The following is a 14710-nucleotide window of genomic DNA, read 5'->3' as shown; positions in this document are numbered from 1 at the left end:
CGTGCTCAGCCCTGCTTGTGGGCAGGAATCGGCGCGAGGCCCGAATCCACATCGCCGCACTGGCCGCGATGGCGCAGCGCGTGGTCCATGATGACCAGTGCCAGCAGCGCTTCGGCAATCGGCGCGGCGCGGATGCCGACGCAAGGATCGTGACGGCCCTTGGTGATCACTTCCACCGGCTCACCCAGCGTGTTGATCGAATCGCGCGGGCTGATGATGGAGCTGGTCGGCTTTATGCCGATGCTCACTTCAATGTCCTGGCCGGAGCTGATGCCGCCCAGAATGCCGCCCGCGTTGTTGCTCTCGAAGCCTTGCGGCGTGAGCGAATCGCCATGCGTGGTGCCGCGTTGCACGACGCTCTCGAAACCCGCGCCGATCTCCACGGCCTTCACCGCGTTCAGTCCCATCATCACGTGGGCGATGTCGGCGTCGAGCTTGTCATACAGCGGCTCGCCCAGACCGACCGGCACGCCGGTGGCCTGCACGCGCACCTTGGCACCGCAGGAATCGCCGGACTTGCGCAGCGCGTCCATGTAGTCCTCGTACGGCTGCACATTGGCTGTGGGCGCAAAGAACGGATTGTTGGGCACGTGTTCCCAGCTCTCGAACGGGATGTCGATCTCACCGATCTGCGTCATGCAGGCGCGGAACTCGGCACCGTATTTTTCCTTGAGCCACTTCTTGGCGACGGCACCCGCAGCCACGGTCGGCGCAGTCAGGCGCGCAGAAGAACGGCCACCACCGCGCGGATCGCGAATGCCGTACTTCTGGAAGTAGGTGTAGTCCGCATGACCGGGGCGAAAGCTCTGGGCGATGTTGGAGTAGTCCTTGCTGCGCTGGTCCGTATTGCGGATCAGCAGCGCGATCGGCGTGCCGGTGGTCTTGCCTTCGTACACACCCGACAGAATCTCGACCGTGTCGGATTCGTTGCGCTGGGTGACGTGGCGGCTCGTGCCAGGACGGCGACGGTCCAGATCGATCTGGATATCGGCCTCGGTGAGCGACATGCCGGGCGGGCAACCGTCGATCACGCAGCCAACGGCCGGGCCATGGGATTCACCAAAGTTGGTGACGCAGAAAAGGGTACCAAGTGTGTTGCCGCTCATAAGACGCGCATTATCGCCGGAAGCTCATATCCAGACAGGCTGATCGGTTCCCGGCGGCACCGAGGGGTGCCTGTAGCAGGCGGGCGTTCTCGACAACTGCGCCGCATGGGTCACCGCGCGCAGCTCGCCAAAGCCGCTGGCGGTGGTCTCCAGCCAAGGCGCGATCAACGGTTTGACGTCTGGCGACTGTGGGTCCACCGACCTGCGCCCCATGTTCCTGAGCCACTGCGCGACGCGCGCGAGCGACACCTCCACATGCCAGCTTCCGCCCTGCTCGGCCTGCCGCAGCAAAGCAGCCTGCACGCAAAAGGCCAACAGAAATCCCGCGCAGTAATCCAGAATCTGCATCGGCAAAGCGCGCGGTTCCGAGGTGTGGAAAGCCAGCGCTTCGTCAGCATTGATGCCGGTGACTGTCTGCACCAGCGAATCAAAACCGCGCTTGTCCGCCCAAGGCCCCTCGCGCCCGTAAGCGGAAAGACTGCCGCAGACAATGCCGGGCCGCAGACGCGCCACATCGGCCACGCCCAACCCCAGCCGCTGCAGACCGCCGGGCCGGTAGCCCTGAATGAACACATGGGCATCCTGCAGCAATCCGCGCATGGCTTGCACGCCCGCATCGCTTTTCAAGTCCAGCCAAGCCGAGCGCTTGCCACGGCTCATATCGGCAATCGACTCGATGTTCGGCAGATGCGGCGAATTGATCATCAACACGTCCGCCCCATAAGCCGCCAGCGTGCGCGCGCTGACGGGCCCCGCCAGAATGCGCGTGAGATCCAGCACCTTGAGGCCCGAAAGCGGCGGCTGGTCCGCCGACTTTGCAGGCCAGACCAACGGCTTGGCATCACCGACGCGCGTGATCTGCACCAACGGCTGCCCCGCGATCACCGCATGCATGGCGCTGGCCTGCCATTCTTCGGCCGTTCGCACCGCCGCCACCACCAGCCCAGCCTTCGTGGCTTGCGTCTCGAAGTCGATGGCACTCCAGCGCTGGAGCGCCTGCTGCACCTGCGCGCGGCTCGTGCCCTCACCCTCGGGCAAACCCAGCAAACGCAAAGCACCATCGCGATGGTGCGCAAAGTTGGCGTGGATTCGCACATGGCCCGGCTGGCCGCTGTCGCTGCTGATACTGCCGCCGCAGGCATACAGTCCTGATACCGCTGCCCAGATGGGCGGCCGTTCGCCGTTCAACGTGAAATAGGCCGTGGTTTCGGCAAGCGCGTGCTGCACGTCGATGCTCACCTGCTGAGGTGGCACATCGGGCGTGCGCCACAGATCGATCTCGGTCGCAGCCAACGCCGCCGCCGCAATGGCCGATTGCGCGGCGACATCCACGGCAAAGCTGCTATCAAAGCCATGCGCTGCTCCATGAAGGCTGGCGCGCTGCAATGCATCCATCGGCAATCCGGCCTTCTGCCAAAGGTCAGCGAGAACATCGCTCGCCACAGAAACTGCTTCATCGCTCATCTTCAACGCTCCACAACAGGCTGTTCATGGGGCGCATTGCAGCAGCGCGACCCGCATCGGTCAATCTTGATCGGGCCAATCCACACCGCACGCCAGATAATGCGGCATGCCTTCCAGCAAGCCCGCAACACCTCCAGATTCCCCATGGATTTCCGCCGAAGAAGCGGCCACCTTGCTGGGCGTGAAGCGCGCCAGCTTGTACAGCTATGTCAGCCGTGGACTCTTGCGCGCCCAGCGTTTGCCCCAACAAAAGGGCAGCAGCTATCTGCTGTCCGACGTGACGCGGCTGGCCCGTCAGCGCGCCGCCATACGCAATCCCGCCAAGGTGGCGCAGTCAGCCCTCGACTGGGGACAGGCCGTGCTGCCGTCTGCGATCACGCGGGTCTCGGACGGGCAATTCTTCTACCGGGGACGCAACGCGGTGGAACTAGCCGAACACGCATCGCTGGAAGACGTGGCCGCGCTGCTTTGGCAATGCGAACCAATGCGGGCGCCCAAACAAATCAAGCCACCAGTCTCTCCACGCAGCGGCGAACCACTGCCCAATGCAAGCCAGGTGCTGACCCGCTGGTTTGACATGGCCACGTCACTTGCAAAAGACGCGACTGCGACTTGCGAAGCACAGATGCCGTATGTCCATGCCATGTGCTCCGCCCTGCTCGGCCAGCCGTTTTCTTCTGAAGACTGCGCCACGCCGATTCACCAGCGCTTGCAGCAACATTGGCAGTTGACCGATGACGCCGCCGACCTGTTGCGCCGCGCACTCGTGCTCTGCGCGGATCACGAACTCAACGCCTCGACCTTCGCCGTGCGCGTGGTGGCATCGACCGGAGCGAGTCTGCACGCCAGCCTGGGCGCGGGCCTTGCCGCACTGTCCGGCCCCAAGCATGGCGGAATGGCCGCGCTGATCGATCAGCATTGGGACGACTGGCACGCAAGCAGTCGCGACACCGGTGGGCTGGCCAGCAGTCTGCAAAGGCTTCTGCACGAAACTCAGATCGGACAAACACCCAGCTACTGCGCTGGCTTTGGGCACCCGCTCTACCCGCAGGGTGATCCGCGCAGCAGTGCCTTGCTCGCCGCCATGCCCACGCAGCCGGAAGTGCAAAGTCTCACGGCCAAGGTGCTTGAACTGACGGGCCTCCATCCCAGCCTCGACTACGCCCTCGTCGCCATCCAGCGCAGCCTGCAACTGCCGCGTGGCACGGCCTTCGTTTTGTTCGCGCTGGGCCGATCCGTCGGCTGGATGGCGCACGCTCAGGAACAGGTCGCCAGCGGCCAGTTGATTCGGCCTCGGGCTGTCTACCCGGTGGAGGATGAGCACGTTTCATCACCACCGGGAACAAGCACACATGACGCCACGCGAAGGCTCGTGCGCTTCCGCTGAAAGCAAGGTGGTTGACTGAATTTTTTTCGTACACCGCTTACATTTACACGGATAATCGTCGGACCAGCGAATGGTCGCTGACTTTATTTCTTGAGCCTTTTCAGTTCGCGCTCCCTTCACGCCTTTCGCCACAAGGCTCGTGCCTGACAGACAGCCGCTGTTTTGAACGAGCCCTTGCAGAACGCTGCCTCTCCGTCCTGTTGCGCAAGAAGCTGTCCGTAGCCCAACACCGCCGCAACAAGCCACCTCCCCGCCGCACCCATGTCTCACCCTCGTCAAGGGGCAACCATCGATTGGTTGCAAGCCTTGCGCGGCTTCGCCGCGGTCTTTGTCGTCGTCACGCATGCCGGTTGGACTCTTTCGCAACCGGCCCACAAAGAGCTTGCGTGGAAATACTTCGCCCACGGCGCACTGGGCGTAGACCTGTTCTTCGTGATCAGCGGCTTCATCATGTACTTGACCACGCAGAACTGCGACGGCTCACGCCGTTACGTGGCTGACTTCGGGATCAAGCGCTTTGCCCGCATCTGGCCGCTGTTTCTGGTGGTGAGCCTGATCTATCTGGGCATGGCGTGGATGAAGGCGGGAGAATTTCCTGCCGCCTACTTCGCCGAGGTCGTGAGCCAGCTCGTCTTCCGCCCAGTCAGCGCCAAGGCATCCGAATTCTTCCTGCTGCCCGTGGACGTGGCCTGGACGCTTTGCTTCGAGGCCTATTTCTACGTGGTGATCGCCATTTCGCTGTTCTCGAAAAAATGGCGCTGGTGGATCGTCGCCGCCCTGCTCGCACCGGGACTGGTGCTCTACCCGTTGCTCCAGCAGGAATGGAATCTGTCGTTCTACCACCAGCCAGCGGTCAGCGGCAGCCACTATCTGGCGCTGCTGGTCAACCCCATGGTCTGGGAATTCGTGTTCGGCCTGTTTGCCGGCTGGCTCTACACCCGCGACTGGAGCCAACCCAAGCGCCCACTGGCCATCGCCATGCTGCTCGCCGCATCCATCGCCTTCGCCACCGTCCCCGAAACACACACGCCCACGCTCTACGGCCCCACCATCGAAAACGGTGGCCTCACCGTCTTCGCGATCTTCCTGCTGATCGCGCTGGCCAGCAAAACGATCCAGCTCCCCGTCGCCCGCTGGCTGGTGTGGCTGGGCACGATCTCGTACTCGATCTACCTTACCCACAAACTCGGCTTCATGGCCGCAGCGCAGATCATGTCGTGGCTGAGCATCCACAACGCCAACGCACTGGACTGGATGGAGTTCGTGGTCTACCTGGTGTGCGGCGTCTGCACGGGTGCGCTGTTCCACTACGCAGTGGAAGCACCGCTTTCAAAGCGTGTGCGAAATGGCTTGATGAACTGGACAGACAAACGAAAAAAGCCCGAGTTTTCAGGCTCCGGAGCCACCCCCACCTGACCCCAAATCTCGCGAAGTCGCGAGAACCAGGCACGAGCAAAGCGAAGTGCCGAAACACACCTCTTCTAAACTGACTTGCGGCAAGCTGTCTGAACGGAGCGCCTACGGTGCGAAGTGAGTTTTGCCGCAGGTATTCAAAGCGCGTTTTGGTTACTTTTGCGCGCAAGCAAAAGTGACTCGCCCGCCGGGGCGAGACCCGGCACCCGCCCTCCAAAAAGCGCAAGGCCCAAGAACAAAGAATCAGACCGACTGATTCTGCTCAGGCCAATCCCGGATATAAGCCTTGAGCAACTTGTTCTCAAAGTTCTGACTGTCCACCACAGCCTTCGCCACGTCATAAAAACTGATCACCCCCATCAACATCCGCTTGTCCATCACAGGCATGTAGCGCGCATGTTGGTTGAGCATCATCCGACGCACCTCGTCCATGTCGGTTTCCAGCGTGCAGGTCAGCGGCGCGTCGTCCATCGACGAGCGCACCAGCATGGTTCCGACGCTGCCGCCGTTCTTCTGCAACGCCTGAATCACTTCGCGGAACGTGAGCATGCCGACCAAGTCGCCGTGCTCCATCACGACGAGCGAGCCAATGTCTTTTTCGGACATGACTGCCACCGCCTGCGCAAGGGGTTCGTCGGGGGTCGCGGTATAGAGCGTATTGCCCTTGACACGCAGGATGTCGCTGACTTTCATGGGGTATCTCCTTAGGGTCTGCTACGGACGACTGTCACCTAAGAGCCGCCGCAGACCGAATCTTTCGGAAATATAGCCCACAATTGCAGGCAATTTGATCATCTTGGAGACATGAATGCCCGGATATTCCGACCCAGGCTTCGATACGCTGTCCTTGCACGCCGGCACGCAGCCCGATCCCGCCACAGGCGCACGCGCCGTTCCCATCCATCTGACGACCTCGTTCGTCTTCGAATCCAGCGACCACGCGGCCAGCCTGTTCAATCTGGAGCGCCCCGGCCACGTCTACAGCCGCATCAGCAATCCGACCAACGCAGTGCTGGAGCAGCGCGTGTCGGCGCTCGAAGGCGGCGTGGGTGCGATTGCCGTCGCCAGCGGCCAGGCCGCGCTGCACCTGTCGATCGCCACGCTCATGGGCGCGGGCAGCCACATCGTCGCCAGCACCGCGCTCTACGGCGGCAGCCAGAACCTGCTGCACTACACGCTGGCGCGCTTCGGCATCGAAACCACCTTCGTGAAGCCTGGCGACGTCGACGGCTGGAAGGCTGCCGTGCGCCCCAACACCAAGCTGTTCTTCGGCGAAACCGTGGGCAATCCGGGCCTCGACGTGCTCGACATTCCCACCATCTCGCAGATCGCGCATGAGGCAGGCGTGCCGCTGCTGGTCGATTCGACCCTCACCTCGCCGTGGCTGATCAAGCCGTTCGAGCATGGCGCGGACATCGTCTACCACTCGGCCACCAAATTCCTCTCGGGCCACGGCACGGTGGTCGGCGGCATCGTGGTCGATGGCGGCAGTTTCGACTGGGAAAAATCCGGCAAATTCCCCGAGCTGACCGAGGCCTACGACGGCTTTCACAACATGGTCTTCAGCGAGGAAAGCACAACCGGCGCCTTCCTGCTGCGCGCCCGCCGCGAAGGCCTGCGCGACTTCGGCGCCTGCATGAGCCCGCACACCGCGTGGCTGATTCTGCAAGGCATCGAAACGCTGCCGCTGCGCATGGAAAAACACATGCGCAACACCGAAAAGGTGGTGCAGTTCCTCGCCAGCCATCCGCTGGTCAGCCGCGTCGGCCACCCCATGCTGGAGACGCACTCGTCGCACGCACTTGCCAAGAAACTGCTGCCGCGCGGTGCGGGTTCGGTATTCAGTTTCGACATCAACGGCAACCGCAACCAAGGCAAGAAGTTCATCGAAACGCTGAAGGTCTTCAGCCACCTGGCCAACGTGGGCGACTGCCGCTCGCTGGTGATTCACCCCGCCAGCACCACCCACTTCCGCATGACCGACGAAGCGCTGTCGCAAGCCGGCATCAGCCAAGGCACGATCCGCCTGTCCATCGGTCTGGAAGACGCCGACGACCTGATCGACGATCTGAAGCGCGCGTTGAAGGCTGCGGAGAAGGCCGCCTGATCGCCATGCAGATTCGCGCGTTTGCCATTGCGGATACGCAAGCCGTCGTCCAGCTGTGGAACGACTGCGGGCTCACACGTCTCTGGAACAATCCGTACAAGGACATCGAGCGCAAGCTGTCGGTGCAACCCGAGATGTTTCTTGTCGGCGTCGATGACGGCGGCGAGATCATCGCCAGCGTGATGTTCGGCTACGAGGGCCATCGCGGCTGGGTGAATTACCTGGCCGTGCATCCCGCGCACCAACGCAAGGGCCATGCGCGCACGCTGATGCAGCGCGGCGAAGCCATGCTCACCGAGCGCGGCTGCCCCAAGCTGAGCCTGCAGATCCGCAGCGGCAACGACGCGGTGATCGCCTTCTACGAACGCATTGGCTACACCAACGATCACACGGTCTCGCTCGGCAAACGGCTGATTCCCGATCTGCCAGCACAGGCAGCGGCGGCCCCCCACCCAACACCTATTTCTCAGGAGACACGCGCATGAACATCGACGTCCATGGCGCCCCAATTTACGCCTACACCGGCGGCAAGTCCTTCGACGCCGCCAAGCCCACCGCCATCTTCATCCACGGCGTGCTGTGCGACCACAGTGTGTGGGCGCTGCAAAGCCGCTACATGGCCAACCACGGCTGGAATGTGCTCGCCATTGACCTGCCCGGCCACCGCAAGAGTGGCGGCAAAGCACCGACCAGTGTGGAAGAAGCGGCCACCTTCATCGGCCAGTTGATGGACGCCCAAGGTCTGGAAAAAGCGGCGCTCATCGGCCACAGCTGGGGCAGCCTGATCGCCATGCAGGCCGCCGCGCAACTCAAGGAGCGCGTGAGCCATCTGGTGCTGGTCGGCACGGCTTATCCCATGAAGGTCTCGCCCGCGCTGCTCGAATCCGCCGTGAAAGCGCCCGATCAGGCCATCAACATGATCAACGTGTTCTCGCGCGCCACGCTGTCACCGCCCAATGGCGCTGGCAGTTGGGTGTTCGGCGCGGGCGTGGCCCTCGGCAAACGCGTGCTGGCAAGCAATGCCGACACCAATCTGCTCTACACCGGCTTCAACGCCTGCGACACCTACGCAGGCGGCGAAGCGGCGATGGCCGCACTCACCTGCCCGGTGCTGTTCGCGCTCGGCGATCAGGACCAGATGACGCCGCCCAAGGCTGCCAAGGGTTTGATGGACGCCGCCAAAGCCGCAGGCAAACAGATCAGCGTCGCCAAGCTCTCCAGCGGCCACAACCAGATGACCGAAGCGCCCGACCAGACGCTGTTCGCCATCCGCGACTTTCTGGCGCGTTGAACGAGCCTCACTGCGTTCGTCCAATCCCCTGAAACACGTCCGGTTTAGGCCTTTCGCCAAGCCGGGCGTATAACTCTGGAGACCCATGGCTCTTGGCTGAAAGGAGTCCATCATGTCTCCACCGTCCTCATCGGTAGACCCACGCACGTTCAAGACCTTCGCCGAGTTCTACCCGTTCTACCTGCAGGAGCACAGCAACCGCACCTGCCGGCGACTGCATTTCATCGGCACCTCGCTCTCCCTGCTGTTTCTGATCGGCCTCGTCGTTACCGGCCACATCTGGTATCTCATCGCAGCCATCGTGAGCGGCTACGGCTTTGCATGGATCGGACATTTCGTCTTCGAGAAAAACCGCCCCGCCAGCTTCAAGCGCCCTCTGTTCAGCTTTCGCGGCGACTGGGTGATGTGGCGGGACATGTTGACCGGCAAGATCACATTCTGATCATCCCCCCGCGAAAACCCGTATCTTTCTGACAGCCAATCGACAGCCTGAGACGGCAAGATGGGGCCTATCTATAGACAACAGTGCTCCCGTACTTTCCATTGGGGACAAAAATGATGATCACTCCCGACCAACTGCTGCGCGACCGCGTTCGCGCCCTTTCGCTGAGCAAGCTGAACCGCCGCCACCTATTGGCCCTGGCAGGTGGCTCCACGTTGGCCGGGCTGCTTCCTGCCGGGGCGCATGCAGAAACCGCCTGGCCCAGCAAATCGGTGCGCTTCGTCGTGCCGTTCGCGCCCGGAGGAAGCTCCGAAATCGTGGCGCGCTCCACTGCTGCCGAGCTGACCAAGCAACTCGGCCAAAGCGTCTACGTGGACAACAAACCCGGTGCGGCAGGCAACATCGCCATGCAGGAAGTCGCGCGCGCGGACGATCAACACACCGTCATCCTCGGCCACATCGGCACGCTGGCGGTGAACCCCTACATCTTCGAGAAACTGCCCTACGACGCGAACAAGGACTTCAAGCCCGTCTCGCTGCTCGCCAAGGTGCCGAGCCTCTATGTCGTGCATCCCGACGTGCCCGTCAAGAACCTGCGCGAGCTGATCGCCTACGCCAAGAAGAACCCCGGCAAGCTCAGCTACGGCTCGGCAGGCAATGGCAGCGCGGGTCACCTCGCGTTCGAGTACCTCAAGATGACGGCCGACTTCTTCATGCTGCACGTGCCCTATCGCGGCACCGGCCCGATGATGCAGGACCTGCTCGCGGGTCGTCTCGACGCCGCATCCGTGGGCGCTGCCGCCCTGCTCCCGTTCATCAAATCGGGCAAAGTGCGCTGCATCGCAACGGGCTCCACCCAGCGCCTGCCGCAGATCCCAGACGTGCCGACCGTGGCCGAACAAGGCTTCCCCGGCTTTGAAATGACCCAGTGGTACGGCATACTCGCGCCATCCACCATGAAGCAGGAATACATCGACAAACTCGCCGTCGAATGCGCCAAGGCCGTGAAGGCCCCCGACTCGCAAAAGCGCCTGCAAGGCGACGCAGCCGAAGCCATCGGCGGCACGCCAGCGCAGTTTGCGCAATTCATTTCGACCGAGCAACAGCGCTGGCAGAAGGTGCTCAAGCGTGCGGGGGTGAAGCCGGACTGAGCCCCCTTGGTCAGCGCACCTTCAACTCAGAATGGTGCGCAGCTCGGCCAGCGAGGTCACCGTGGCGTGGGGTCTGGTCGAATCCAGCTCCCACGCTTTTTCTTTCATGTTCAACCAAGCCGTCTGCATGCCCGCATCAAGCGCGCCGACCACATCGAGCTTGGCGTCATCACCGATGTGCAGCACCGCACCCGAAGCATGCCCCGCCTGCTTCGCACCCGCGTGAAAGATGCGCACATCGGGCTTGGCGATGCCGAAATTCTGCGCACTGAGCGACGCCTTGAAAAAGCGCCCGATGCCCACGCGATGCACATCCGCATTGCCGTTGGAAATCGCGACCACCGGATAGCGTGACGCCAGAAACTCCAGCGTGTCGAGCGCGTCATCGAACAGCACCACCTTCTGGCGCTCGTCGAAGAACAGCTCGAATGCAGGTTCCGCCAACGCCGGATCGTCACCACTTTCCGCAAGCGCCGCACGAATCGACTCGCGCCGCATCGCGCTCAGATCCATCCGCAGCTCGGGCCGCTCCAGCTCGATGCGCTCGCGAATCTTGCGCAGCGAACGCGAATCCGGATAGGCCGCCGCCGTGGCAGGTGCGTGGTGCTTGAGCCATTCAGCGAGCACCTCCTCCGCGCGAGTGATCGTCGGCCACACGGGCCAGAGGGTGTCGTCCAGATCGATGGTGATGGCTTTGATGCGGGAGGTGTCTAGTTCGTGCATGCGTCCGAGAATAACCGAGCAAGCAAGACAACAAGGCCCCAAAGACAAAAGCGCCACTTGGGCGCTTTTGTCGTCAGCCGTGAAGAAGGATCAGGGCATCACTTCTTCAAATCGAAGCGATCCAGATCCATCACCTTGGCCCAGGCGGCCACGAAGTCCTTGACCAGCTTTTCCTTCGAGCCGGCTTCGGCATACACCTCGGCCACTGCGCGCAGGACGGCGTTGGAGCCGAAGACCAGGTCGACACGCGTGCCGGTCCACTTCTTGGCGCCGGTCTTGCGGTCCACGCCTTCGTAGGTGCCGTCGGCTGCGGCCTTCCACTGGGTGCCCATGTCGAGCAGGTTGACGAAGAAGTCGTTCGTCAGCTTGCCCGGTGTCTGGGTCAGCACGCCGTGTTCGCTGCCGCCGGTGTTGATGTTGATGGCGCGCAGGCCACCGATCAGCACGGTCAGCTCGGGGGCGGCCAGCGTCAGCAACTGGGCCTTGTCGATCAGCAGCGCTTCAGCAGGCGCGGGGAACTTGCCTTGCAGGTGATTGCGGAAGCCGTCAGCCTTGGGCTGGAGGAAGTTGATGGACTCCACATCGGTCTGGTCCTGTGCCGCATCGCCGCGACCGGCGTTGAATGGCACCGAGACCTGCACGCCCGCATCCGCAGCGGCCTTTTCGACACCGGCATTGCCTGCCAGCACGATCAGATCGGCCATCGAAACGCGCTTGTCACCATCAGCCGCCTTGTTGAATTCGCGCTGGATGTCTTCCAGCTTGGCGAGCACCTTGGCGAGTTGTTCCGGCTGGTTGACTTGCCAGTCCTTTTGCGGAGCCAGACGAATGCGCGCACCGTTGGCGCCGCCGCGCTTGTCGGAGCCGCGGAAGGTGGAGGCGGAAGCCCAGGCCGTGCCGACCAGTTCCTGCACCGTGAGGCCCGATGCCAGCACCTTGGCCTTGAGCGCGGCCACGTCGGCGTCGTTCAGCAGTGGGTGCTTGACGGCAGGAATCACGTCTTGCCAGAGCAGTTCTTCCTTCGGCACTTCGGGGCCGAGGTAACGGGCGCGTGGGCCCATGTCGCGGTGGGTCAGCTTGAACCAGGCGCGGGCAAAGGCGTCAGCGAAAGCCTGCGGGTTTTCGAGGAAGCGGCGCGAGATCTTTTCGTAGGCTGGATCTTTGATGAGCGAGATGTCGGTCGTCAGCATCGTGGGCTTCTTGTTGGGACCGCCGTGCGCATCGGGAATGACATCGCCTGCGTCCTTGGCCACCCACTGCGTTGCGCCTGCAGGGCTCTTTTCCTTCACCCATTCGAACTTGAACAGGTTCTCGAAGAAGAAATTGCTCCACTGCGCGGGGGTCTGCGTCCAGGTCACTTCGAGGCCCGAAGTGATGGCGTCCTTGCCGCTGCCGGTGCCGAAGCTGCTGTGCCAGCCAAGGCCTTGTGCTTCAAGGCCCGAAGCTTCTGGATCGGAGCCAACGTTGCTTGCGGGGCCTGCGCCGTGGGTCTTGCCGAAGGTGTGGCCACCGGCGATCAGCGCCACGGTTTCTTCATCGTCCATCGCCATGCGGGCGAAGGTGTCGCGGATGTCGTGGGCTGCGGAGATCGGGTCGCCATTGCCGTCCGGACCTTCGGGGTTCACGTAGATCAGTCCCATCTGCACGGCGGCCAGCGGGTTTTCCAGATCGCGGTCGCCGCTGTAGCGGCTGTTGGGCTTGTCGCTGGTGGCGAGCCACTCTTTTTCAGCGCCCCAGTACACGTCCTGATCGGGTTCCCAGGTGTCGACACGGCCACCGGCAAAGCCGAACGTGCGAAAGCCCATGGTTTCAAGCGCCACGTTGCCGGTGAGGATCATCAGATCGGCCCACGACAGCTTGTTGCCGTACTTCTGCTTGATGGGCCACAGCAGGCGACGCGACTTGTCGATGTTGACGTTGTCCGGCCAGGAATTGAGGGGCGCAAAACGTTGCTGACCACGGCCTGCACCGCCACGGCCATCCTGCACGCGATACGTGCCTGCGGCGTGCCATGCCATGCGGATGAATTGCGGACCGTAGTGACCGAAGTCGGCCGGCCACCAGTCCTGCGAATCGGTCATCAACGCACGCAGATCGCGCTTGACGGCTTCGTAGTCGAGCTTCTTGAATTCGTCGGCGTAGTTGAACGACTCGCCCAGCGGGTTGCTCTTGGTCGAGTGCTGGTTCAGCAGGTCCACGCGCAGTTGGTTGGGCCACCAGTCGCGGTTGGTGGTGCCGTTGCCTTCGGCAGCGGTCTCGCTGTTCTGGCCTTGGTGGAAGGGGCACTTGGATTCAGTCGTCATCGGGGGTTCTCCAGTTCAAACTAACAGAGCACTGTTTGCCTTGCGGCACCAGCGGCGATAAAACAATTAACAACTCTTGAGCGATTGCTATAAATTATGTGGGTGACAAGCCCATTTCGCGCGCTTTTGGCGATTGAATATACGCAAGTCCATCATAGGGAAAAGTCACGCAAACCCTCGTCGGACGCAGACGCTTTCTGCCAAGCATCGTCAGCGATGCAGCATCGATTCGATGCGCTCACGAGCCTGCGACAATGAACACATGCCATCGCCACAAGACGCCATTTCTCCCGCATCATCCACTGTCACAACATCCACCGCACGCTGCGCGGTCTTGCTGGTCAACCTGGGCACCCCCGACGAGCCCACGGCACCGGCGCTCCGGCGCTATCTGGCGCAGTTTCTGGGCGACCCGCGCGTGGTGGAGATTCCGCGCGTGGCGTGGTTGCCCGTCCTGCACGGCATCATCCTGCGCACCCGCCCTGCCAAGTCGGCCACCAAATACGCGTCGATCTGGATGAAGGAAGGCTCGCCGCTGGCCGTGTGGACCGCCAGGCAGACCACGCTGCTGCGCGGCTGGCTGGGCGAAGCGGGCGTGCGCTCGGTGCAGGTGGCGTACGCGATGCGCTACGGCAACCCGTCCATCTCTTCGCAGCTCGCCATGCTGCAACAGCAAGGCGTGGACCGCGTGCTGGTGCTGCCGCTCTATCCGCAGTATTCGAGCACCACGACGGCCAGCGTCGTCGATGATGTGTATGCGTGGCTGGGCAAGCAGCGCCGCATGCCGGAGCTGCGTTTTGTGAACAGTTACCACGACCATCCCGCCTACATCAAGGCGCTGGCAAAAAGCGTGCGTGATCACTGGAGCAAGCAAGGCGGCCCGGCCGACAAGCTGGTGATGAGCTTTCACGGCATTCCCGCGCGCAATGTGAAGCTGGGCGACCCGTATGCCGACGAATGCCGCACGACGGCGCGCCTGCTGGCCGCCGAATTGGGCCATGCGCCCGAGCGCTGCCAAGTCACGTTCCAATCGCGTTTCGGCAAGGCCGAATGGCTCACGCCCTACACCGAACCGACGTTGATCGAGCTGGCCAAGCAAGGCGTTGGCACGGTCGATGTGATGTGCCCCGGCTTCACCGGCGACTGCCTGGAAACGCTGGAAGAAATCAACATGGAAGCGCGCGAAGCTTTTATTCATGCAGGGGGCAAGGAGTTTCGCTACATTCCCTGCCTGAACGACAACAACGCATGGATCACCGCCCTCAGCACCATTGCACAGGAGCACCTGAGCGGCTGGCCCGTGCGCTGACTTTTCCTTCTCTT

Annotated in this window: 13 protein-coding genes; 8 read left to right on the top strand and 5 right to left on the bottom strand. The window is 62.6% G+C overall.

Annotated elements, in window-relative coordinates:
• Positions 1-5 precede the first annotated feature (5 nt).
• Both aroC and G7048_RS20745 read right to left on the bottom strand, forming a co-directional pair.
• Positions 6-1106, bottom strand: a complete 1101-nt coding sequence (aroC, locus tag G7048_RS20750; RefSeq protein ID WP_166069958.1) for a chorismate synthase — start codon at positions 1104-1106, stop codon at positions 6-8.
• A gap of 24 nt (positions 1107-1130) precedes the next feature.
• Positions 1131-2570 (bottom strand): CoA transferase, encoded by a 1440-nt coding sequence (locus G7048_RS20745; protein WP_166069957.1) that lies wholly within the window; start codon positions 2568-2570, stop codon positions 1131-1133.
• Positions 2571-2676: 106 nt separating this feature from the next.
• Here G7048_RS20745 and G7048_RS20740 point away from each other — a divergent pair, with 106 nt between their 5' ends.
• Together G7048_RS20740 and G7048_RS20735 are read left to right on the top strand one after the other, a co-directional pair.
• Positions 2677-3957, top strand: a complete 1281-nt coding sequence (locus G7048_RS20740; protein WP_166069956.1) for a citrate synthase family protein — start codon at positions 2677-2679, stop codon at positions 3955-3957.
• A 261-nt stretch (positions 3958-4218) separates the two neighbouring features.
• A complete protein-coding gene (locus G7048_RS20735) occupies positions 4219-5373 on the top strand; it encodes an acyltransferase (protein WP_166069955.1) in 1155 nt (384 codons plus the stop codon).
• A 240-nt stretch (positions 5374-5613) separates the two neighbouring features.
• Here the strand turns inward: G7048_RS20735 and G7048_RS20730 are convergent, their stop codons facing one another.
• On the bottom strand, positions 5614-6063 hold the full coding sequence (locus G7048_RS20730; RefSeq protein WP_166069954.1) for a CBS domain-containing protein: 450 nt from the start codon (positions 6061-6063) through the stop codon (positions 5614-5616).
• A gap of 115 nt (positions 6064-6178) precedes the next feature.
• Here G7048_RS20730 and G7048_RS20725 point away from each other — a divergent pair, with 115 nt between their 5' ends.
• The 5 genes from G7048_RS20725 (at position 6179) to G7048_RS20705 (ending at position 10361) form a co-directional block, all read left to right on the top strand.
• A complete protein-coding gene (locus tag G7048_RS20725) occupies positions 6179-7477 on the top strand; it encodes an O-acetylhomoserine aminocarboxypropyltransferase (protein ID WP_166069953.1) in 1299 nt (432 codons plus the stop codon).
• Positions 7478-7482: 5 nt separating this feature from the next.
• Positions 7483-7962 carry a GNAT family acetyltransferase gene (locus tag G7048_RS20720; RefSeq protein WP_166069952.1) on the top strand — a complete coding sequence of 160 codons (480 nt, stop codon included), beginning with the start codon at positions 7483-7485 and terminating at the stop codon, positions 7960-7962.
• Positions 7959-8768 carry an alpha/beta fold hydrolase gene (locus tag G7048_RS20715; protein ID WP_166069951.1) on the top strand — a complete coding sequence of 270 codons (810 nt, stop codon included), beginning with the start codon at positions 7959-7961 and terminating at the stop codon, positions 8766-8768. Before G7048_RS20720 ends, G7048_RS20715 begins: the two co-directional genes overlap by 4 nt.
• Positions 8769-8880: 112 nt before the next feature.
• A complete protein-coding gene (locus tag G7048_RS20710) occupies positions 8881-9210 on the top strand; it encodes a DUF962 domain-containing protein (RefSeq protein WP_166069950.1) in 330 nt (109 codons plus the stop codon).
• A 113-nt stretch (positions 9211-9323) separates the two neighbouring features.
• Positions 9324-10361 (top strand): tripartite tricarboxylate transporter substrate binding protein, encoded by a 1038-nt coding sequence (locus G7048_RS20705; protein WP_166069949.1) that lies wholly within the window; start codon positions 9324-9326, stop codon positions 10359-10361.
• A 21-nt stretch (positions 10362-10382) separates the two neighbouring features.
• Here G7048_RS20705 and G7048_RS20700 read toward each other — a convergent pair whose 3' ends face one another.
• A complete protein-coding gene (locus tag G7048_RS20700) occupies positions 10383-11084 on the bottom strand; it encodes an HAD family hydrolase (RefSeq protein ID WP_166069948.1) in 702 nt (233 codons plus the stop codon).
• 98 nt (positions 11085-11182) lie between these two features.
• Positions 11183-13387, bottom strand: coding sequence for a catalase/peroxidase HPI (katG, locus tag G7048_RS20695; RefSeq protein ID WP_166069947.1), 2205 nt, complete (start codon positions 13385-13387; stop codon positions 11183-11185).
• Between the two features lie 262 nt (positions 13388-13649).
• Here katG and hemH point away from each other — a divergent pair, with 262 nt between their 5' ends.
• Positions 13650-14696, top strand: coding sequence for a ferrochelatase (hemH, locus tag G7048_RS20690; RefSeq protein ID WP_166069946.1), 1047 nt, complete (start codon positions 13650-13652; stop codon positions 14694-14696).
• The last annotated feature ends 14 nt before the right edge of the window (positions 14697-14710 follow it).

This window comes from Diaphorobacter sp. HDW4B (genome assembly GCF_011305535.1).
Lineage (GTDB): Bacteria > Pseudomonadota > Gammaproteobacteria > Burkholderiales > Burkholderiaceae_C > Diaphorobacter_A.
The sequence above is the reverse complement of the archived record's forward strand: the minus strand, read 5'-3'. Positions and strand labels throughout refer to the sequence as shown.

What these genes read in the sequence shown, in the direction of transcription:
- aroC (WP_166069958.1), bottom strand. Translation starts at nt 1,106, where the DNA reads ATGAGCGGCAACACACTTGGTACCCTTTTCTGCGTCACCAACTTTGGT.
- G7048_RS20745 (WP_166069957.1), bottom strand. Translation starts at nt 2,570, where the DNA reads ATGAGCGATGAAGCAGTTTCTGTGGCGAGCGATGTTCTCGCTGACCTT.
- G7048_RS20740 (WP_166069956.1), top strand. Translation starts at nt 2,677, where the DNA reads ATGCCTTCCAGCAAGCCCGCAACACCTCCAGATTCCCCATGGATTTCC.
- G7048_RS20735 (WP_166069955.1), top strand. Translation starts at nt 4,219, where the DNA reads ATGTCTCACCCTCGTCAAGGGGCAACCATCGATTGGTTGCAAGCCTTG.
- G7048_RS20730 (WP_166069954.1), bottom strand. Translation starts at nt 6,063, where the DNA reads ATGAAAGTCAGCGACATCCTGCGTGTCAAGGGCAATACGCTCTATACC.
- G7048_RS20725 (WP_166069953.1), top strand. Translation starts at nt 6,179, where the DNA reads ATGCCCGGATATTCCGACCCAGGCTTCGATACGCTGTCCTTGCACGCC.
- G7048_RS20720 (WP_166069952.1), top strand. Translation starts at nt 7,483, where the DNA reads ATGCAGATTCGCGCGTTTGCCATTGCGGATACGCAAGCCGTCGTCCAG.
- G7048_RS20715 (WP_166069951.1), top strand. Translation starts at nt 7,959, where the DNA reads ATGAACATCGACGTCCATGGCGCCCCAATTTACGCCTACACCGGCGGC.
- G7048_RS20710 (WP_166069950.1), top strand. Translation starts at nt 8,881, where the DNA reads ATGTCTCCACCGTCCTCATCGGTAGACCCACGCACGTTCAAGACCTTC.
- G7048_RS20705 (WP_166069949.1), top strand. Translation starts at nt 9,324, where the DNA reads ATGATGATCACTCCCGACCAACTGCTGCGCGACCGCGTTCGCGCCCTT.
- G7048_RS20700 (WP_166069948.1), bottom strand. Translation starts at nt 11,084, where the DNA reads ATGCACGAACTAGACACCTCCCGCATCAAAGCCATCACCATCGATCTG.
- katG (WP_166069947.1), bottom strand. Translation starts at nt 13,387, where the DNA reads ATGACGACTGAATCCAAGTGCCCCTTCCACCAAGGCCAGAACAGCGAG.
- hemH (WP_166069946.1), top strand. Translation starts at nt 13,650, where the DNA reads ATGCCATCGCCACAAGACGCCATTTCTCCCGCATCATCCACTGTCACA.